19 protein-coding genes are annotated in these 18540 nt (G+C 37.5%); 9 read left to right on the top strand and 10 right to left on the bottom strand.

Annotated elements, in window-relative coordinates; translation table 11 throughout:
• Positions 1-56: 56 nt before the first annotated feature.
• Positions 57-1871 (bottom strand): ABC transporter ATP-binding protein, encoded by a 1815-nt coding sequence (locus DLJ74_RS12440; protein WP_109984714.1) that lies wholly within the window; start codon positions 1869-1871, stop codon positions 57-59.
• On the bottom strand, positions 1858-3585 hold the full coding sequence (locus tag DLJ74_RS12435) for an ABC transporter ATP-binding protein (RefSeq protein WP_109984713.1): 1728 nt from the start codon (positions 3583-3585) through the stop codon (positions 1858-1860). The genes DLJ74_RS12440 and DLJ74_RS12435 overlap by 14 nt, the downstream gene beginning before the upstream one ends.
• 201 nt (positions 3586-3786) lie before the next feature.
• Between DLJ74_RS12435 and DLJ74_RS12430 the strand changes: the two genes are divergently transcribed.
• The 4 genes from DLJ74_RS12430 to phnE (DLJ74_RS12415) all read left to right on the top strand — a co-directional run bounded on the left by DLJ74_RS12430 (position 3787) and on the right by phnE (DLJ74_RS12415) (position 7158).
• Positions 3787-4701, top strand: a complete 915-nt coding sequence (locus tag DLJ74_RS12430; RefSeq protein WP_109984712.1) for a phosphate/phosphite/phosphonate ABC transporter substrate-binding protein — start codon at positions 3787-3789, stop codon at positions 4699-4701.
• A 75-nt stretch (positions 4702-4776) separates the two neighbouring features.
• Positions 4777-5556 carry a phosphonate ABC transporter ATP-binding protein gene (phnC, locus tag DLJ74_RS12425; protein WP_054860718.1) on the top strand — a complete coding sequence of 260 codons (780 nt, stop codon included), beginning with the start codon at positions 4777-4779 and terminating at the stop codon, positions 5554-5556.
• Positions 5549-6349: a phosphonate ABC transporter, permease protein PhnE gene (gene phnE, locus DLJ74_RS12420; RefSeq protein WP_109984711.1), complete on the top strand. Its 801-nt coding sequence runs from the start codon at positions 5549-5551 to the stop codon at positions 6347-6349. The genes phnC and phnE (DLJ74_RS12420) overlap by 8 nt, the downstream gene beginning before the upstream one ends.
• The gene (phnE, locus tag DLJ74_RS12415; protein WP_109984710.1) at positions 6349-7158 is read left to right on the top strand and encodes a phosphonate ABC transporter, permease protein PhnE; all 810 of its coding nucleotides are present in this window, start codon (positions 6349-6351) and stop codon (positions 7156-7158) included. Before phnE (DLJ74_RS12420) ends, phnE (DLJ74_RS12415) begins: the two co-directional genes overlap by 1 nt.
• A gap of 677 nt (positions 7159-7835) precedes the next feature.
• Here the strand turns inward: phnE (DLJ74_RS12415) and DLJ74_RS12410 are convergent.
• Both DLJ74_RS12410 and DLJ74_RS12405 read right to left on the bottom strand, forming a co-directional pair.
• Positions 7836-8753, bottom strand: a complete 918-nt coding sequence (locus DLJ74_RS12410) for a DUF1002 domain-containing protein (RefSeq protein WP_109984709.1) — start codon at positions 8751-8753, stop codon at positions 7836-7838.
• A 116-nt stretch (positions 8754-8869) separates the two neighbouring features.
• On the bottom strand, positions 8870-9247 hold the full coding sequence (locus DLJ74_RS12405; RefSeq protein ID WP_109984708.1) for a RidA family protein: 378 nt from the start codon (positions 9245-9247) through the stop codon (positions 8870-8872).
• 104 nt (positions 9248-9351) lie between these two features.
• Here DLJ74_RS12405 and DLJ74_RS12400 point away from each other — a divergent pair, with 104 nt between their 5' ends.
• Both DLJ74_RS12400 and DLJ74_RS12395 read left to right on the top strand, forming a co-directional pair.
• Positions 9352-9753, top strand: coding sequence for a secondary thiamine-phosphate synthase enzyme YjbQ (locus DLJ74_RS12400; RefSeq protein WP_109984707.1), 402 nt, complete (start codon positions 9352-9354; stop codon positions 9751-9753).
• A gap of 118 nt (positions 9754-9871) precedes the next feature.
• Positions 9872-10246, top strand: coding sequence for a PH domain-containing protein (locus DLJ74_RS12395; protein ID WP_054860721.1), 375 nt, complete (start codon positions 9872-9874; stop codon positions 10244-10246).
• Between the two features lie 79 nt (positions 10247-10325).
• Here DLJ74_RS12395 and uxaC read toward each other — a convergent pair whose 3' ends face one another.
• Positions 10326-11726 carry a glucuronate isomerase gene (gene uxaC, locus DLJ74_RS12390; protein WP_109984706.1) on the bottom strand — a complete coding sequence of 467 codons (1401 nt, stop codon included), beginning with the start codon at positions 11724-11726 and terminating at the stop codon, positions 10326-10328.
• 21 nt (positions 11727-11747) lie between these two features.
• Positions 11748-13220 (bottom strand): tagaturonate epimerase family protein, encoded by a 1473-nt coding sequence (locus DLJ74_RS12385; protein ID WP_109984705.1) that lies wholly within the window; start codon positions 13218-13220, stop codon positions 11748-11750.
• A gap of 148 nt (positions 13221-13368) precedes the next feature.
• Between DLJ74_RS12385 and DLJ74_RS12380 the strand changes: the two genes are divergently transcribed.
• Both DLJ74_RS12380 and DLJ74_RS12375 read left to right on the top strand, forming a co-directional pair.
• Positions 13369-14361, top strand: coding sequence for a LacI family DNA-binding transcriptional regulator (locus tag DLJ74_RS12380; RefSeq protein WP_109984704.1), 993 nt, complete (start codon positions 13369-13371; stop codon positions 14359-14361).
• 50 nt (positions 14362-14411) lie between these two features.
• The gene (locus tag DLJ74_RS12375; RefSeq protein WP_054788478.1) at positions 14412-14849 is read left to right on the top strand and encodes a PH domain-containing protein; all 438 of its coding nucleotides are present in this window, start codon (positions 14412-14414) and stop codon (positions 14847-14849) included.
• Here the strand turns inward: DLJ74_RS12375 and larC2 are convergent.
• The gene (larC2, locus tag DLJ74_RS12370; protein WP_054788477.1) at positions 14841-15305 is read right to left on the bottom strand and encodes a nickel pincer cofactor biosynthesis protein LarC2; all 465 of its coding nucleotides are present in this window, start codon (positions 15303-15305) and stop codon (positions 14841-14843) included. The genes DLJ74_RS12375 and larC2 overlap by 9 nt on opposite strands.
• Positions 15286-15906 (bottom strand): TetR/AcrR family transcriptional regulator, encoded by a 621-nt coding sequence (locus tag DLJ74_RS12365; RefSeq protein ID WP_109984703.1) that lies wholly within the window; start codon positions 15904-15906, stop codon positions 15286-15288. The genes larC2 and DLJ74_RS12365 overlap by 20 nt, the downstream gene beginning before the upstream one ends.
• A gap of 82 nt (positions 15907-15988) precedes the next feature.
• Here DLJ74_RS12365 and DLJ74_RS12360 point away from each other — a divergent pair, with 82 nt between their 5' ends.
• Positions 15989-16531 carry a hypothetical protein gene (locus DLJ74_RS12360; RefSeq protein ID WP_109984702.1) on the top strand — a complete coding sequence of 181 codons (543 nt, stop codon included), beginning with the start codon at positions 15989-15991 and terminating at the stop codon, positions 16529-16531.
• A 308-nt stretch (positions 16532-16839) separates the two neighbouring features.
• On the opposite strand, the gene DLJ74_RS12355 is transcribed toward DLJ74_RS12360, so the two are convergent.
• Both DLJ74_RS12355 and kduD read right to left on the bottom strand, forming a co-directional pair.
• Complete coding sequence (locus tag DLJ74_RS12355; protein WP_109984701.1) at positions 16840-17691, bottom strand: sugar phosphate isomerase/epimerase family protein; 852 nt, start codon at positions 17689-17691, stop codon at positions 16840-16842.
• Positions 17692-17756: 65 nt separating this feature from the next.
• Positions 17757-18539 carry a 2-dehydro-3-deoxy-D-gluconate 5-dehydrogenase KduD gene (gene kduD / locus DLJ74_RS12350; RefSeq protein ID WP_109984700.1) on the bottom strand — a complete coding sequence of 261 codons (783 nt, stop codon included), beginning with the start codon at positions 18537-18539 and terminating at the stop codon, positions 17757-17759.
• Position 18540: the final 1 nt, after the last annotated feature.

Genomic DNA, 18540 nt, shown 5'->3' with positions numbered 1-18540 from the left:
CCATGACGCTTACTTTTACTATACCCAATAATTTCAAAAGTTTTATACCGGTAAAATTATCCATGACCAGTTTTTTGTTGTGTTGCTACTAGATTAGCATAAAAACCACCTTCATGTATAAGTGTTTGATGATTTCCTTGCTCTAAAATTTCTCCGTCCTTCAAGACAAGTATCAAATCAGCTTCTTGAATGGTGTTCAATCGATGAGCAATAACGAAACTAGTTTTCCCTTTCATTAATCGTTTTAACGCATCAGTTATCTTTATTTCGGTAATGGTGTCAATACTACTCGTTGCTTCGTCTAATATAAGAATGGATGGGTTGCGCAACATAGCTCTAGCGATTGAAATTAGCTGTCTTTGACCTTGGCTAATTCCATGTCCATTTCCTTCTAGTATCGTATCATATTGATCTGGAAGCTGCTCAATAAAGGAATGGGCATTGGCAAGCTTTGCTGCTGTCATCACTTCTTCATCTGTTGCATCAAGCTTTCCATACCGAATATTTTCTCTTATAGTTGTATCAAATAAATAGGCATCCTGTAAGACAATTCCTAGTTGATCACGTAAGCTTGCATAAGAAATAGCGGAAATATCCTGACCATCTAATAGGATACTGCCATTATAATGCTGGTAAAACCCTGCTAATAAAGAAATAATGGTTGTTTTCCCCGCGCCCGTTGGTCCGACAAGTGCAATCGTTTGACCAGGCTTTGCATGAAAAGAAACATTTCTTAATACTTTCTCTTCCTCATTATATGAGAAAGTTACCGTTTGGAACAATACATCTCCGTCAACGTTTGTCAGTGATTGTTTCTTTTTCCTTTCCTCCGGCTCTTCATCCATTACCTCAAACACACGCTCTGCCCCTGCGACTGCTGAGAGAATAATATTAAATTGGTTGGCTAAGTCATTCAATGGTCGGGTAAACTGACGGGCATAAGTCGTAAAGGTAACAATGATTCCGATGGAGACACTTGTGGCGTTTGTAGATAATACAACCCAACCACCTATACCGACGATAATTGCAAAGCTAAAGTTGTTTAATGTATTCATCAATTTAGGAATAAATCCAGAATAGACTTGTGCCCAGTACCCTACATTTCGTAATGGTTGATTGTGGCTGTCAAATTGGTCGATTACCCTGTGTTCTTGATGAAATAGTTTTACCATTGTATGGCCAGATAAGGTTTCCTCTAAAAAACCATTCATTTTCCCCAATTCATTCTGTTGTTGTTTGAAATATTTTCCTGTTCTATTCGTAATCCACTTCATCCCAAAAAACATCATCGGAACTATCGTTAACGTCATCCATGTTAGCAATGGGCTAAGCCAAAACATGACAGCTAATGTTCCGACTAATGTCAATATACTCGTTGTTAATTGGATAACCGCTGTATTCAATGTACGACTGACATTCTCTATATCATTCGTCAGCCGACTCATCAAATCCCCACTTTGAGATTTTTGGAAATATAAAAGTGGTAAAAGAAGAACATGTGCAAATAAATCTTTTCTCATAGAATAGACAGTTTGTTGCGAAATCTCGATCATCCAATAATTTTGCAGGGCTAACGTTAGGGAATGAAAAATAAATACGACAATGAGAATACCTAAAATTTGTGAAAAAGTAAATAAGTTTGCCTCTCCTGTCATTGTATCAACAGCTACTCCTATAAAATAGGGGCCTAACAATCCTAGGATGGAGCTAAGAACAACAAAGAAAATAACAAGCCAAAATAACCAACGATCTGTTGCCATGTAACTCCATATTCTCCTCACCGTATAACGTAAATTTTTCACTTTTGGCTTTTTCCCAATCGGAGGGTGGTGTCTTGATTTAAGAATGTTAGATTGGTTACTCTGTTTCATTAGTTCCAATTCCCTCCTTCTTCTGGGATCTCCACATCTTTTGGTACAGTGGAAGCTTTTGCATTAATTTCTCATGTGATCCTATTCCTTTTATTTTCCCTTTATCGAGAATGATAATTTGATCGGCATCGATAACAGAACTAATCTTTTGTGAAACAATAAAGGTAGTACATTGTCGTTCACGAATGGCTTCTAGTACAAGGTGTTCTGTTGCAGCATCAAGGGCACTCGTACTGTCATCTAACAACAGAATACTTGGATTATCTGCTAGTGCACGGGCGATCGACAAGCGTTGCTTTTGACCACCAGATAAATTCACTCCTCGTTGACCAATTAGTGTTTCGTATTTTTCGGGTAATGTTTCAATAAAAGTATGTAACTGTGCTTCTTTCACGACTTTTTCAATTTCATAGGCGGTTAAATGGTCATTCCCCCAAGAGATATTTTCACGGATCGTACCTGAGAAGAGAAACCCTTCCTGTGGCACTAGGGTGATATCATGTCGCACCTTGTTTCCCCACTTTTCAATTGGCACATGATCGATCTTAATCATACCACTTGTTGCTTGATACAAATAGGGAATCAAATGAAGTAAGGTTGTTTTACCAGAACCAGTTTCACCGAGAATACCAATTTTTTGCCCTGATTCTACCTCAAACGATATAGAATGTAATGTGAGTTGATCAGATTTCGGATATTGGAAGGATACTTTTTCAAAGCAAACCCCTCCCTTTACCAAGCCTTTCACCGAAGTGGTAGATACCGCATCATCTGTTGCAGTATTAAGAATTTCATTTATTCTGATTGCGGAAGCTCTTCCTCTTGAAAGGTTCATCAATAAAAAGGAAAAGACACCGAAGGAAGCAAGCATTCTTGTCGCATAATTAATGATTGCGACAACCTCACCTGCTTGAGCAGATCCTGATTCAAGCTGTACTGCCCCAAACCATAATAGGACAATCATGGCGATATTCATAATTAGCATCACAATCGGCATCACCATTTCCATTACCCATAAGGCTTTTTTATTTTGTTCCTTTAAGGAATGATTCACCTTAGAAAAACGTTTCTTTTCGAATCCAATCCGATGAAAAGCTTTCACTAATTTTATCGCAAGTAAGTTCTCACGAATAATGTTATTCACTTGATCGATTTTCTCTTGTACCATGCGGAAAAGATTCATTCCTTTTACCATGAGAAAAATCATAATGATAAACAATACTGGAATAGTGGATAATAAAATAAATGCTAATGATGGATTAATGGTAAAGGACATTACTATACCAAAAATGATAAATAATGGTGCACGAAGCATTATTCGCATAAAGGCAAACAGCAAGCCCTGTATTTGGGTGACATCATTTGTGAGCCTTGTTAATAAGGTAGATGTCTGAAACTGTTCTATCTTCATAGCAGAGAACATCTGCAATTGGTGAAACATATCTTTTCTAAGATCATAGCCAACACCTTGACTCACCTTTGCAGCAAAAAAGGAACTGCTTATTCCTGCAATAAATGCAGCCAGTGTCATGAATAATAAAATAGCCCCATAAAAATAAATCGTCTCCATATCTCCAGCTATAATCCCATCATCAATTATTTTGGACATAATCATTGGTTGTACTAATTCCACAATTAATTCAACAATCATGAGCGCTAATGCGATGAACATCGCCGTTTTATACAGCATGGCATATTGAAATACTTTTTTCATACTCTTCCCCCAAATCAGCTTACTTCTTTATTATATAGGAAGTAAAACGCTTACTCCATTTAATTGTATTTTTAAACTGACGTAAAATTTATAAATTTTTTGATAGTTTTGTTAGGTTTTGGTAAATACCCTAGATTTCCACATTTTTTGTATAGATAATACTATTGTAATGCAAAAAGATCTCTAGGGGGAAAAGAAAGAATGAAAAAAATAGGCTGGCTTTTTATTTCAATGATTGCTGTTCTAATCATTGCAGGCTGTGGTAGTAGTGACGGAGAAGCAAGCGGAGGTGGAGAAGGAACACCTGATAAATTGGTCATGGGATTCGTCCCTTCACAGGATTCGGATACGATTGCTGATACGGTAAAACCTTTAGCGGACAAGCTTGCAGAAAAACTTGGGGTAGAGGTTGAAGGAAAAGTAATGACAAACTATACAGCACTCGTTGAGGCAATGGGTACAAATGAAGTACAGATCGGTTTCATCCCTGCTTTTGCCTATGTATTAGCAAACGAAAAGCATGATGTGGAGGTAATTCTTAAGTCTGAGCGTTATGGCAGTGGAACATATAAAGCACAATATTTAGTACGTTCAGATTCGGATATTAAAAATCTAGAGGATTTAGAAGGAAAAGTTTGGGCATATGGTGATCCTACCTCTACAAGTGGATACTTGTTCCCAGCTGCACAAATAATGGACGAGTTTAATGTGGAGAATCCTGAAACAGACTTCTTCAGCAATTCCATTCAAACTGGTGGCCACGACAACTCAGCAATTGCTGTCTACAACGAAGAAGCTGATGTGGCAACAACTTTTGATGATGTTCGTACAGAATTAGAAGAAGAATACCCAGACATAATGGATAAATTAAGCGTTCTTACGTATACCTCTGAAATTCCAAATGATACGATTTCTGTCACAAGTGAACTAAATGATGAATTTGTACAAAAAATAAAGGATACCTTCTTAGGCTTTAATGAAGAGGAAGAAATGATTAAAATTATGAATGATGTATACAGCTGGGATGCTATTATTGAAGCTGAAGATAGCGAATATGATGTTGTAAGAGACACGTATGAGAAATTTAGTGACTCCATTAGTATCAATGATCTTTAAAATTTTGAAAATAACAGGAGAGAGCACGCTCTCTCCTGTTTTTCCATCTAATTAGAGAAAGAAAGGGACAGTGTCATGATTGAATTTCAGAATGTTTCCCTTGTCTATCCCAACGGAACCCAAGGGTTGAAAGATATCAATATTAAAATTAATCAAGGAGAATTTGTTGTTATTGTCGGACTTTCTGGTGCTGGTAAGTCAACGTTTATACGGAGTATTAATCGACTAGTGACTCCAACAGACGGAGCGTTATTAGTAGATAGCAACGATATTCTTCGTTTAAAAGGCAAGGAGTTACGCAAGCTCCGAACGAAGATCGGCATGATTTTTCAAAACTATAACCTTGTTAGGCGTTCGACAGTAATGAAAAATGTTATTTCCGGTAGATTGGGTTATACCGGAACATGGAAAAGCATTTTTAATATTTTTTCTAAAGAGGAACAACTACTTGCTTATGAAAACTTAAAGAGAGTAAATATTGAGGAAAAGCTCTATAATCGTGCCGATGAATTAAGTGGCGGACAACAACAAAGGGTAAGCATTGCTCGTGTCTTGACACAACAGCCAAAATTAATTTTGGCAGACGAGCCTGTCGCAAGCCTTGATCCTCCTACCTCTCATCAGGTCATGCAATATTTAAAGCAAATTAATCAAGAAGACCATATTACAACGATTGTTAATTTGCATTTTATCGATATGGCAATCGAATATGCAGATCGTATTATCGGCATGCGAGCAGGTGAGATCGTATTCGATGGGCCAGCGAGTGAAGTGACGGAGAAGACATTTGAAGAGATCTATGGTCGATCGATCCGTGAAGAGGATAAGCGTGGAGGAGGGGAAATCGATGGATAAGAAAGCATCCTTCATTCCTCGGGGTCTATACCCTCTCAGAACAAAACGAATTTTTACTATTTCTGCTGTTGTTGTGATCGGCTTTTATTTACTTAGTTCCATCATTACTGAATCCTTTATAATTGATTTTTTCATCAAAATTCCGAACATCTTTGGCCTAATCGGTGATTTCTTTCCACCAGATTGGGGATATGTCGAGCAAATTTGGCCAAAGTTGTTTGAAACAATCCATATGGCGATTATTGCAACAACTCTTGCCGTATTGATCAGTATTCCTTTTTCCCTATTAGCTGCTAGAAATGTCATGACTAATTCCATTATTTATCAATTTATGCGATTTATCTTAAATATTATTCGCACCATACCTGACATTATATTAGCTGTAGTTTTCGTTGGATTATTCGGAATTGGCGCTTTTTCTGGTATTATCGCTTTAATTATTTTTGCCGTTGGAATTCTAGTAAAATTAATGAGTGAAATTATTGAAGCAATAGATATGAATCCTACGGAGGCGATTCGATCAACTGGAGGAAATGCACTTCAAACGATTAGTTATGCGATTGTACCACAAATCCTACCCCAATTTATCTCTTTTAGTTTATATGTTTTTGAGATTAATATACGGGCATCTGTCGTTCTTGGACTCGTCGGTGCAGGTGGGGTTGGACAATTAATCAATAAAGAAATTAATTTCATGAACTATCCTGCTGTAAGTACGATCGTTATCATCATTTTTGTAGTAGTTGTCATCATTGACTTCATAAGCGCAAAGTTAAGGGAGGGTCTTTTGTAATGGCGAAAAATGTTGAAATTACCCTTCCGACAAAACCACGAAGTAAATGGACTTTAATAAAACGAATCATAACTTTGATAATTATTGTATGGATTTATATTTGGACGATCTCAAGTGTTACGATTAAATGGGATGTCATTTTTAGTTCAAGAACAATGGAGAATTTCGATCGAATAATTCCAAGATTTTTCCAACCTGCATGGCAGGAAACCTCTTCTATTTTCGGTAAGATGTTCGAGACAATTTTTATTGCCTATACTGGCTCATTAGCTGCTGCTGTTCTTGCGGTTCCACTTGCCTTTTTATGTGCCACCAATATTGTACGAAATAAATTTTTAAATAATATCGGAATGTGGATTCTCGGGGCAGTTCGAGCTTTTCCTGAAATTATTTTGGCGATTATTTTTGTTGCGGCTGTTGGCCCAAATGCTTTTGCCGGAGTACTTGCCATTGCGATTGGTTCAACTGGAATGTTAGGAAAATTGTATGCGGAAGTAATAGAGTCGATCGATATGGATATTATGGAAGCATTGGAAGCAAGCGGTGCGAATAAATTACAAATCCTTTTTTATGGGATTTTACCACAGGTCTTGCCCGAGTTTTTATCCTATGCTATTTATCGGTTTGAAATCGATGTTCGCGCATCCTCTGTTCTTGGTATTGTAGGGGCAGGAGGTATCGGAACACTCATTACGTTTGCTTATATGAATCGGAACTGGGAAGAGGTCGGAATGATCCTTTTAGTTATTATTATCACTGTCACGATCATTGACCAGATTTCTGGGTTTATCCGGAAAAGATTAGTATAGGTGGATGTTCAATTGTAATACGTCTGTGTTCTTGCTTGAAGCTATGTGGACATCCTTATGGCGGGAGTATTTGTTAAAATGTATTTTATTAGGGTTTTAATCATTACTTCGGCGAGAGGCTCCGCTTATAATGCGTTTTTATACAGGCTATAATCATCACTTCGGCGAGAGGCTTCGATTGAAATGCGTTTTATCCGATCTTTAACCATCATTTCGACAAGAAGCTTCGCTTATAATGCGTTTTATACGATCTTTTAATCATCACTTCAGCAAGGCGCTTAGATTATAACGCGTTTTATACGATCTTTAATCATCACTTCGGCGAGAGGCTCCGCTTATAATGCGTTTTATACAGGCTATAATCATCACTTCGGTGAGAGGCTTCGATTGAAATGCGTTTTATCCGGGCTATAATCATCACTTCAGCAAGGCGCTTCGCTTATAATGCGTTTTATACGATCTTTAATCATCACTTCGCAAAGGGGCTTCGCTTATAATGCGTTTTATACGATCTTTAATCATTACCTCGGCAAGGGGCTCCGTTTATAATACGTTTTATTATGGTAGTATTCGTTCTTGTTTATCAAATGCTTCAATGCACGCAAGAATATAAAAATTGAACAAAGAAAGCACTGCCTAAACATGCGCAGTGCTTTCACCAAGCTAAGTCAGATCCATCAATTAAACAATCCTCTAATTCCATCAACGATATTTTTGAAAAAATCCTTGACTGATTGCCAGAATCCTTCTGTATCTCCACCGGTCACTTCATCTAATTTTCCTTTTAAATCACTGACAATACTATCTAACTGATCGGTCACTTTACCGAAATCAATATTGATATTACGCATTTTTTCAAATAGGTTTGTTAGCATTTCTCTATCTTCTGGACTCAACTCTATATTTAATTTCTCTAATTGTTCACTAACAATTCTTTCGACATCTTCTTTAGTTGCAGGATTTTGGTCTGCTATTTCCTGCTTAATCTCTGTTAAAAGTTGACTAACCTTTTCTTTTTCAATGCCAGATTGCTCAGTAAGGTCTGTTGCGACATCTAATTCCTCGTTCGCTACTTCCATTCGTTCTTGATCTAACTGCTCCCCATCAACATTAAAGGCTTTGTAAATTCCTGTTAAAGCAGAATGGCCACTTACCTTTAAAGGAGATGCCACTTCAATTAGCGCGTTTTCTACTCCAGCTGTCAGTAAAGCATTGGCATACATCTCATTAGTTACTTGGGTAATATTTTCTGGGTTTACAATATTAACAACAACACCATAACCCTCATTTTTACGTGTAATTTTGGCAGAAGAATACATGTTGGAGCTTGGGTCGCCACCAATAAAATTCACTAGGTCCTCAGCTGTAACGATATATTCCTCCACTTGGTCTGGATCGGTTGCTTTTAGTAAGCTTCGAACCTTGTCCTTTTGTTCCTCAGACAGAGCCTCACCGAGTACGACCTTTGGTTTTCCGTTACGCTCATCTATTCCTACATCATCCGTATTGGTATTACCTTCACTAGCAAAAGCTACTGGCACGATAGCTAGTCCTATCAAAGCTGTTAATACAAGCATCCAAATTAACTTTTTCATAGATTTTCTCCTTTTTCTTAGACTTACACTTATATTATGCAGGATTTATGAAAATATGGGAAGAAAAAAGATAAATCTTCTTTCTAACAAAGCTACTAGAAAGAAGACTATCTACATTACTTTTTGGCGATAACATCCATCTCTACGCCTACTCCTTTTGGTAGTTTACTCACTTCTACCGTCGCACGAGCAGGGTATGGCTCTTGTAAAAACATTGAATAAGTTTCATTAATTGTCGCAAAGTTATCCATATCTGTAATATAAATAGTAAACTTTGCTACATTCGCAAACGTTAGTCCTGCTTCAGAAAGAATTTCTTGAAGATTTTTCATCACCTGCTCTGTTTGTGCCGCAATATCTCCTTCCACTACTTCCATTGTTTCTGGATCTAATGGAATTTGACCAGATACGAAAACTAAATCTCCAATATCTATTGCTTGTGAGTATGGCCCTATTGCTTGTGGGGCTTTATTTGTATGTAGTGCTTTTACCAAATGAATCGCATCCTTTCTATCATTTCCTTCACTTGAAATTTTAACATAGAAACGATTTTTAGTAGAATATTTATAGAGACATTTTTAGAAAGGGTTGAGAACAAATGGAAAAGCTATTCCCATTAAAAACGAGCAAACATGATGAGATGATTGATATTACGTCACATGTTCAGCAATTCATCCAGGAAAATAATGTTGTAAATGGAATTATCATTGTTTCATCGTTACACACGACTGCTGGAATTACGGTAAATGAAAATGCTGATCCTGATGTTAAAACAGACTTCCTACGCCGTTTAGATGAGGTTTACCCTTGGGAGCACCAGAAGGATTTGCATATGGAAGGAAATACGGCTGCCCATTTAAAAGTGAGTACAGTTGGGCATAATCAAACATTAGTGATCTCAGATGGAGAACTAGTGCTTGGAACATGGCAAGGCGTATATTTTTGTGAATTCGACGGACCTAGACATCGGAAATTTCATGTGAAGCTGATCGAAGGATAGCATATCATTTACTACATCTATGCTATTATTCCACTTTTCGCAATAAAGAAAGTGCATGATAAATCGTTCTTGATTATATAATAAGGCAAAGGATAAACAATGAAGGAAGGTTTTAAAGATGGGATTTTTAGATGGACTAATGGGAAATGCTTCTGAAATGAAAGTGAGTGATATCGAAAAGGAATTCTCCACCACTTTAGCACAAGGCGAACAAGTGGAAAAAGCCTACAAATTGATTCGTGATCTGTTTATTTTCACCAATAAACGATTGATTTTAGTGGATAAGCAAGGCGTCACTGGAAAGAAAACAGAAATCCTTTCACTTCCGTATAAAAATATTACCTACTTTAGTATTGAGACTGCTGGGAGCTTTGATTTAGACGCTGAATTAAAAATATGGGTTTCTGGAAGCTCTACTCCATTTCAAAAACAGTTTAATAAAAGCTTGAATATTTATGAGGTTCAGAGTGTATTAGCTAGTTATGTTTTATAGAGGCAAAACAGCCCTTACATGCATTCATCCACGAATGCATGTAAGGGCCGAATAAAAACCATCAGAGCAAAGCACTCCATTAAAAACCAAAATACTCTTTTGCATTATAATAAGAAATATTTTGGACGATTTTTGCTAATGTTTCTTCATCATTAGGATATTCCCCATTTTCCACCCATTCACCAATCAAATTACACATGATGCGGCGGAAATATTCATGACGTGTATAAGATAAAAAGCTTCGCGAATCTGTTAGCATACCAATAAAGCGACTGAATACACCGATATCTGCTAATGTTTCCATTTGGTTAATCATGCCAAGCTTCGTATCATTAAACCACCATGCGGTTCCGAATTGCATTTTCCCAGGAATCCCGCCACCTTGGAAGCTACCAATAAGTGTCGCAATCGTCACATTATCACGCGGGTTCAATGAATAAAGAATCGTTTTCGGTAAAGCATCCGCTTGATCTAATGAATCTAATAGTTTCTGTAAAGGCTTTGCTAAAAGATCATCATTCATCGAATCATACCCAGTATCTGGTCCTAATTCATTAAACATTCTCGTATTGTTATTTCGATGGGCATTAATGTGGTATTGCATCGCCCAGCCCTTTTGGTGATATTGCATTCCTAAGAAGGTAAGGGTATAGGATTTATATTTTTTTTCTTCTTCTAAACTAACTTTATTGCCTGCTAATGCCTTTTCAAAAATACTAGCAACCTCTTCTTCAGACGCTTCTTCATACATCATCACATCCAATGCATGATCCGAAACACGCCCACCGATTTCATGGAAGAAATGGATACGATTAGCAAGTGCCTTCAAGAAAGCATCATAGGAATCAATGGAAATACTAGATGCTTCTGCTAGCTTTTGTACCCATGGAAGGAAGGTTTCACGATTAATTTCTAGTCCTTTGTCTGGGCGGAAGCTTGGTAATACCTTGACATCAAATTCAGCATCTGCCTTAATTTTTTCATGATATTCAAGGGAATCTGTTGGATCATCTGTTGTACAGACCACCTCCACACCTGATTTCACAATAAAATCACGAACATTCCATTCACCACTATTTAATAGATCATTTACTTTATTCCAAATCGCTGGTGCAGTATCTTCATTTAAAGGCTCTTCTATACCGAAATATCTTTTTAGCTCGAGATGTGTCCAATGGTACAGTGGATTACCTATTAGCATTGGGACAGTTTTTGCCCATGCTAGAAATTTCTCATAATCACTGCCATCACCAGTTACGTACTTTTCCTCCACACCATTTGCACGCATTGCACGCCATTTATAGTGATCTCCATATAGCCATACCTTCGTAATATTTTCAAATTTCGTATTCTCATAGATTTCCTGAGGACTTAGGTGACAATGGTAATCAATAATTGGTAGATCCTTCGCATAATTGTGATAAAGTTTTTTAGCAGTTTCATTGGTTAAGACAAAATTCTCGTCCATAAATGCTTTCATTTTATCCCTACTTTCTCTTGATTAAAGTCCTAATAAGTCTAAGTGACGACCAATATGCTTCACTAAGCCTTGACGATACGTATCTTCATTATTCAATAGGGTATCAAAAAATTCTTTGCGGAATAAATCCTCACCTGCTTCATTTTTTGCTGTTAATAAAATTCCATAAGTGACATGGAATAATTGACGAGCTGCATCATGATCCATATATGTTGGTAGATCAGCGTCAGCCGTTTCATTTAATGGAGCAACACTCTCTAAATCAGGTGTTACATGATAATATTTTAATGTTTCTTCAAAATGATCCTCTGCATATACATGCATACGACGATACAGATCCGGATTCTCTACAGCAATAACACGAACAGCCTCTAACCAGTTCGTTCCTGCTGTTTTGATGTGCAATAACCCTTCTGTATACTTACCAATTATCGGGAATACACTGAACTTATCACTACCTGAGTGGATGCTTAGCTTATAACCGAAGTATTTAGCAATCTCTGCATGTTCATGCAATTCCTTTTCAAATTGCTCCAGATCACCGATATAATCAATTCCCTTTTGGAATTCACCGCAAAATCTTGGTGCTAAGCTTTGTACTGTAACTCCTCTTCTTCTTAACTCCTCTGCCACAAAGAAATGAGCCTCTGGTGCTGTTACAGTTTCTGTTTCATCAATGGAAATCTCAAAATCTATTGCTTTTTCCGCCTTTGAAATATACTCATTATAGACATGCTCCATAAAATCTATTGCTTCTCCATATACTAAAACGTTTTTCGCTAAGCTTTCATCGTCAAATGTAATATTCAAGCCTTGCACTTCAAATGTTTTGTTCAAATAATGGTTATAATATTCTTTTCGATCGACAGGTAATCCAGCAAATTCCTTTTGAGCATCCTCAACGTCATTTCGGATCTGCTCTGAGCAATCTAATGTAATAAAACTAAAGCCCAATTCTAGAGCATATTCTATGTCCTTTTCTAGTTTGATATGATCTGCATCGGCACCATATCCATCCTTATAGCCTTCCTGGAACACAGCAAAGCTTGCTGCATCTAATATATCTGTCATTGTTCGATTTAATAGGGTTAGTTCTCGAATACTTTGTTGTGCCAAAATTGGTTTTACCTTGCGATTTCGTGTTGTTTCAATATGGCCAGGGGATGCCACACCCAATCGATCTCCAAGTCCCATTGTCGCTATTTCTGTACCAAATGCTTGAGGTACCGTGTAAGCAAAAAATTTATTTAGGACTATACGGTTTTCATGTGTTAACCCACATACTTTTCCACCTGCCACGGTGTCACCTGTCAGGCTATTGAATAGTTCTCCTTGCCCTGCAGCAACTAAATATTTTTCTGTTCCTGCTTTTGCCATTATCACATTTGTTCCATCTTTTTGTTCAAATGAGCTTTCATAAACCGAGATATGATTATTAGAGGCTGGTTGCTTACCTTGCGCTAATGCCTGCACTACATCTGTAAATTGTTCCACTATGTCTCCACTCCTTTTAAATTACATGTTAACGGTTTCAGTTATTTTCAAAAAATAAATAACAACGTTGTTATTTTTATGATATACTATTTAAAAATAGAACACAACCAATAAATAAATATTTTCTAAGAAAGTTATAGGTGATGTTATGTCAATAACCATTAAAGATATTGCTAAAGTGGCTGGTGTTAGCTATTCGACGGTATCAAAAGCATTGAACAATAGCCCGCTAGTAAAGGAAGTAACCAAAAGAAAAATCATTCAAGTCGCTGAAGAAATGGGCTATGAACCAAACTTAGCAGCTAAGCAGCTCGTTCGCAAAAAAACGGAAGTAATTGGACTACTTTGGCCAACTATTGAACGAATTGTACTAGCCACTTTAGTTACGAATATAAGCAAAGCCTTTGAAGCAACTCCATACTCGATGATTTTATCAGTTGATCAACCAGAAACAGCCATTGAAACCTTTAAAAAATTTCAAGTAGATGGCATGATTGTGTTTGAGGAATCGACCAGTTCACCGATCACCCAAGAGAATATACCAATGGTAGCCTATGGTGTGTCGGAAAAAAGAACCTCCTCCTATCCGATTATTGACGCTAATCACGAAAAAGCCATGCAGCATGCAGTCCAATATTTGTACGAGCTTGGACATCGGAATATTGCCTACATTGGTCTCCATGAAACAGACGATGTGCTTCAATTAGAAAAAGTTGAAGGATACACAAAGGCGATGAAGCAGCATGGTTTAACGAGGCATACTCAAATTATTGATGCTGGAGGATTAAATTGGTTTGATGGATATAGTGCTGTAAAAGAGATCTTTCATCAACAACAGCAACCAACAGCAATTATTGGTGGAAGCTATGATATTAGTGGAGGTATTCTAAGAGCCCTTCAGGAGAAAAATCTGGAGATTCCAAAGGATATTTCCTTGATTAGCTATGACAATATCCCACAAATGGAAACATTAGAGGTACCCATGACGTGTATCGGTGTACCTGTAGATTTATTAGCAGAGGAAATCGTCCATGCCATTATTGAACAAATTGAATCAAAGGAAGAGAAGAATTTAGTGAAAAAACTATCCCCCATACTAACAGAAAGGGAAAGCTCAGGTCCTGCTCCAAAGAAAAAATAAACGAAACCATTTTACCTCCTATTCCGTAATCAGTCGTAGGAGGTAATTTCATGGTATTTTATTCAAAACTAGACCGTTCTTTTGCCTTATTGATTGGTATCGCTATGATGATTATCACATCAGTTACTCTATTACCGTTGTTTTTAGATCCTCATATTACACGATTAGATGTAGCAATTTTATTATCCATTCTTCTATTGTTAATCGGAATCATCATTTGGCCATTTATCGGCATAAGGTATGTGCTTACAAACGATTATCTTTATGTAAAAGGCGGGCCATTCAGAAGTAAAATTCCATATGGCGATATTACTAAAATCACTTCAACTAACGATATGTTAACAGGCTACCGCATTATGTCGTCTAAGGATGGCGTTGAAATTTACTATAAAAAAGGAATGTTAGGTAGTGTGAAAATTTCACCTTGCAAGAAGGAAACATTTTTACACGAGCTACATAAAAGGTGCCCCCATCTTTCATTATTTTAGCTGTTGCCAAACTGCTGCATAGATATCCTTTAATGGAACTTGATGCAGCTCTGCTAGCTTACGACAATCTTCATATTCAGGGGATGCTTGGATTACTTTCCCTTCCCAAATCCCCTCTTTTATCGTTACTTTTCCCCACTTCGTATCGATTGTTCGCATTTGCCTTTCCATTCGATAAACGGTAAGAGGATAGTAGCGAATACCAAGTGTTGTCGTTTCGGTAAGTATAATCTGCTTAATATTCTCTAAAATATTCTTTTTACAAAGGACTTGGAGTTGTACAGCTGGACGATTTTTTTTCATATAAATGGGTGTATAATATACATCATTTGCGCCCATTTCAAATAATTGATCCATCACATATCCTAGCCATTCGCCAGGTGTATCATCTAAGTTGACTTCTACCTTTAGCATCTGTTCATCTGTGTGCTCATGATTAGGAGGATGTAGACTCATTTAGATCATCTCCATTCCATAATGTTTTTAAATGGTACCTCAATGTTGCTATCATTTTTTCATACGTATAAATAGACGGATAGAGTAGATGGTGGGAAGCCATTCCATCTACTAATGGGTGCAAGCGATTTGCCTCCATTTCTAGGTCAATGTCCTTTTTTAATAAATGTTGGGAGTATAGGAATTCTAAAACCCGATACAATCCTTGATGCATATTTTGATACGTTTTTTCTCCAACAGAACGAAGGCTTTGATCGACAAGGGTTTTGGCTGAAAAAACAAACCACACCTCCATTTCTACCCTACGATCAGAGTCAATTGGTAGTACTTCGCTAATAGCATCCATTGCTATTTCAAAGGGGGAGCCTTTGTAATTAGTCGAATGCGTACGATCCATTACCCGCTGTACGACTAGCTCCATTGAAAATTTTAATAATTCAGACTGTGTTGTAAAATAATGTCGTAAGGCCCCAACCGATAAGCCTGATTCTTGTGCTATTTTTCTAACCGTAGCTTGCTCAATTCCTTGCTCGACGATTAACTTCCAGGTTGCTTCTGCAATTTTTATTTTTCTTTTTTCATGATCCACGAATTTTGGCATATTTTTATTTTAACACACTTGTATTATTTAAGAAATGTGATATGATTTAATACAGTTGTACTAAAAAGGAGTGAAGAAAATTTTGATTGCGTGGATTATTATTGCATGTGAGGTAGGCTTTTGGATTTTTGTATTGGCTGGTCTAATCGCTAGATATGTGTTCAATCAACGAAAGTTAGGAAACCTTTTATTAATTTGCACCCCAATTGTAGACTTGTTATTACTCGTGGCAACAGTAATAGATTTAAAGAACGGCGCAGTAGCAACGACGGTTCACGGGATTGCAGCTATTTATATCGGGGTAAGTATAGCCTTTGGCCATCGCATGATTGCATGGGCGGATGTTCGCTTTGCCTATTATTTTCGCAATGGGCCGAAGCCAGATAAGAAGAGAAAATATGGAAGTGAATATGCAAAAATTGAAAGAGAAGGCTGGTTCCGCCATTTATTATCCTGGGTTATTGGTAGTGGCATTATTTTCGCAATTATTTATTATATTGATAATAATCCTCAGACGGAACAGCTTTTCCATATCTTTCGTCTCTGGTCTATTATTTTAATAATAGATTTCCTGATTAGTTTTAGTTATACGGTATTTCCTCGTCAACAAAAAGGCACATTTTAAGTGATGATCTTCGTTTTATCGGATAGTTTGGCTGGAGCTCTCGCTTAGATTGATCGATATCTAGTTTTATTGGACAGTTTTGTCTTGAGCTCTCCCTTGGATTGTCTGATATCTGGTTTTACCAGACAACTCCGCTTGACCTCTCGTTTAAATTGTCCGATATCTGGTTTTATTAGACATTTCAGCCTGATCTCTCAACTGAGATGTCCGATATACAGATTAATTCAGACACCTACACTTGAGCTCTCGCTTGGGTTAGTTATATTTCCCAATTTCATCAGTCTACACTTGGCAATATTGTGAAACGTCTATGCCCCATCTACTTCCGCAAACTTTTTATGCAGATACTTTATACTTTCATCAATATACGGCTCTTTCGTATTTTCCAACAAGACTTCCACAAAGGGCTTATGCTTTTTGATCCAAGAAAATAAATAATCATAGCGCAGCATTCCCTGTCCAACGGGCACCATTTTAATCCAGTTGTCTTCAATAATAAAATCCTTTGCGTGAATCGCTACAATTCTTTCACCAAAGAGCTCAAATGATTCTTGAAACACTTTTGCCTGATTCTGATAATTTTCCATTGACATAAAGTTGGCAGGATCAAAGATAACTTGTAGCTGGCTAGACGGAACCTCATCCAATAAGCGTCTCATCAACTGAGGCGTATGGATCGGGTGATTAATGCCCCCTTCTATCCCAACAATAATGCCCCACTTTTTAGCTTCTTCTACCAATTTACGAATACTTTTTACTACCTTTTGGAATGCTTCTTCTGTAAAATTATCCTCTGTATAACCCATTTGTTCACGAATATTGCCTGTTTCAGAGCCGACGATACTACATCCAAAGTCTTTCGCAAATCGAATATGTTCCTTGAATCTTGCCAAAAGCTGCTTACGTTTTTCTACATTTGGATGAATCATATTAATATAGCAACCTAGTATGGCGATATTTACCTTCTTTTTGGAAAAAGCTTGGTACATATATTTGCCAAAGCCTGGACTTAAGGCTCCTGTTTGGGTCGGGAGATTTGGGAAGGATTTGGCCAATGCTAATTGAACAGAGCCTAATCCTTTGGAAGATACCTCTTCTGCGATCTGCTCTGGATCTTGATAGGTGATATCGTGTGCTCGTATTCCTAGATTAAGTTCCAATATGGACCCTCCTCATCATCAAAAAATGAAAAGAGTGACTAACCAAACAGCTAGTCACTCTTTTATTATCTTGCTAACCAGCCACCATCTACGGCTAATACATGACCATTCATATAATCAGATGCTCGGCTTGCGAGGTAGACTACTGTACCCATTAAATCACTTGGCTCTGCCCAATAGCCCGCAGGAATTCTTGATAAAATCTCTGCATTTCGTTTTTCATCGGCACGGATGGGCGCTGTATTTTTGGTTGCAAAATATCCAGGTGCGATTGCGTTCACTTGGATCCCATGCTCTGCTAATTCGTTGGCAAACGATTTAGTCAAGCCCGCTACCGCATGCTTGCTTGCTGTATATGGCGGTATAAATTTTCCTCCTTGGAATGTGAGCATGGAGGCGATATTAATGATTTTGCCTGAACCTTGTGCGACCATAGCCTTTGCTGCCGCTTGGCTTAGAAAATAGACAGCATCCAAATTTAGTGCCATCACATCATCCCAATCCTCATCCTTATACTCTAATAAAGGATTACGGCGAATTGTCCCAGCATTGTTGACTAATATATCTACTGTGCCAAACTCCTTTTGACAAGCAGGAACCACATTGGATAGTTGCTCACGATCCATTAAATCAGCCTGATAGAATTGTGCTTTCCCTTCTTTTCCTTCTAATAATGCTTTTGTGTCATCCCAATTCGTTCCATGTGTCACAACGAACACATCCGCTCCAGCTGCTGCCAGTGCAACGGTATACGCTTGACCAAGACCCGTGTTACCACCAGTAATGATCGCTGTTTTTCCTTTTAATGAAAAATAATTTAGTGAAAAATCTTGGATTCCTGCACTCATA

This window comes from Gracilibacillus dipsosauri (genome assembly GCF_003176895.1).
Classification (GTDB): Bacteria; Bacillota; Bacilli; order Bacillales; family Amphibacillaceae; genus Gracilibacillus; species Gracilibacillus dipsosauri.
This window is presented reverse-complemented; position numbering and strand designations above follow the sequence as displayed.

Bases quoted from the DNA above. Each gene is read 5' to 3' on its own strand.
- larC2 (WP_054788477.1), bottom strand. From the start codon at position 15,305: ATGAGTCTACATCCTCCTAATCATGAGCACACAGATGAACAGATGCTA.
- DLJ74_RS12400 (WP_109984707.1), top strand. From the start codon at position 9,352: ATGGAAAAGCTATTCCCATTAAAAACGAGCAAACATGATGAGATGATT.
- DLJ74_RS12375 (WP_054788478.1), top strand. From the start codon at position 14,412: ATGGTATTTTATTCAAAACTAGACCGTTCTTTTGCCTTATTGATTGGT.
- DLJ74_RS12365 (WP_109984703.1), bottom strand. From the start codon at position 15,906: ATGCCAAAATTCGTGGATCATGAAAAAAGAAAAATAAAAATTGCAGAA.
- DLJ74_RS12440 (WP_109984714.1), bottom strand. From the start codon at position 1,871: ATGAAACAGAGTAACCAATCTAACATTCTTAAATCAAGACACCACCCT.
- phnC (WP_054860718.1), top strand. From the start codon at position 4,777: ATGATTGAATTTCAGAATGTTTCCCTTGTCTATCCCAACGGAACCCAA.
- uxaC (WP_109984706.1), bottom strand. From the start codon at position 11,726: ATGAAAGCATTTATGGACGAGAATTTTGTCTTAACCAATGAAACTGCT.
- DLJ74_RS12380 (WP_109984704.1), top strand. From the start codon at position 13,369: ATGTCAATAACCATTAAAGATATTGCTAAAGTGGCTGGTGTTAGCTAT.
- phnE (WP_109984711.1), top strand. From the start codon at position 5,549: ATGGATAAGAAAGCATCCTTCATTCCTCGGGGTCTATACCCTCTCAGA.
- DLJ74_RS12430 (WP_109984712.1), top strand. From the start codon at position 3,787: ATGAAAAAAATAGGCTGGCTTTTTATTTCAATGATTGCTGTTCTAATC.
- kduD (WP_109984700.1), bottom strand. From the start codon at position 18,539: ATGAGTGCAGGAATCCAAGATTTTTCACTAAATTATTTTTCATTAAAA.
- phnE (WP_109984710.1), top strand. From the start codon at position 6,349: ATGGCGAAAAATGTTGAAATTACCCTTCCGACAAAACCACGAAGTAAA.
- DLJ74_RS12395 (WP_054860721.1), top strand. From the start codon at position 9,872: ATGGGATTTTTAGATGGACTAATGGGAAATGCTTCTGAAATGAAAGTG.
- DLJ74_RS12410 (WP_109984709.1), bottom strand. From the start codon at position 8,753: ATGAAAAAGTTAATTTGGATGCTTGTATTAACAGCTTTGATAGGACTA.
- DLJ74_RS12435 (WP_109984713.1), bottom strand. From the start codon at position 3,585: ATGAAAAAAGTATTTCAATATGCCATGCTGTATAAAACGGCGATGTTC.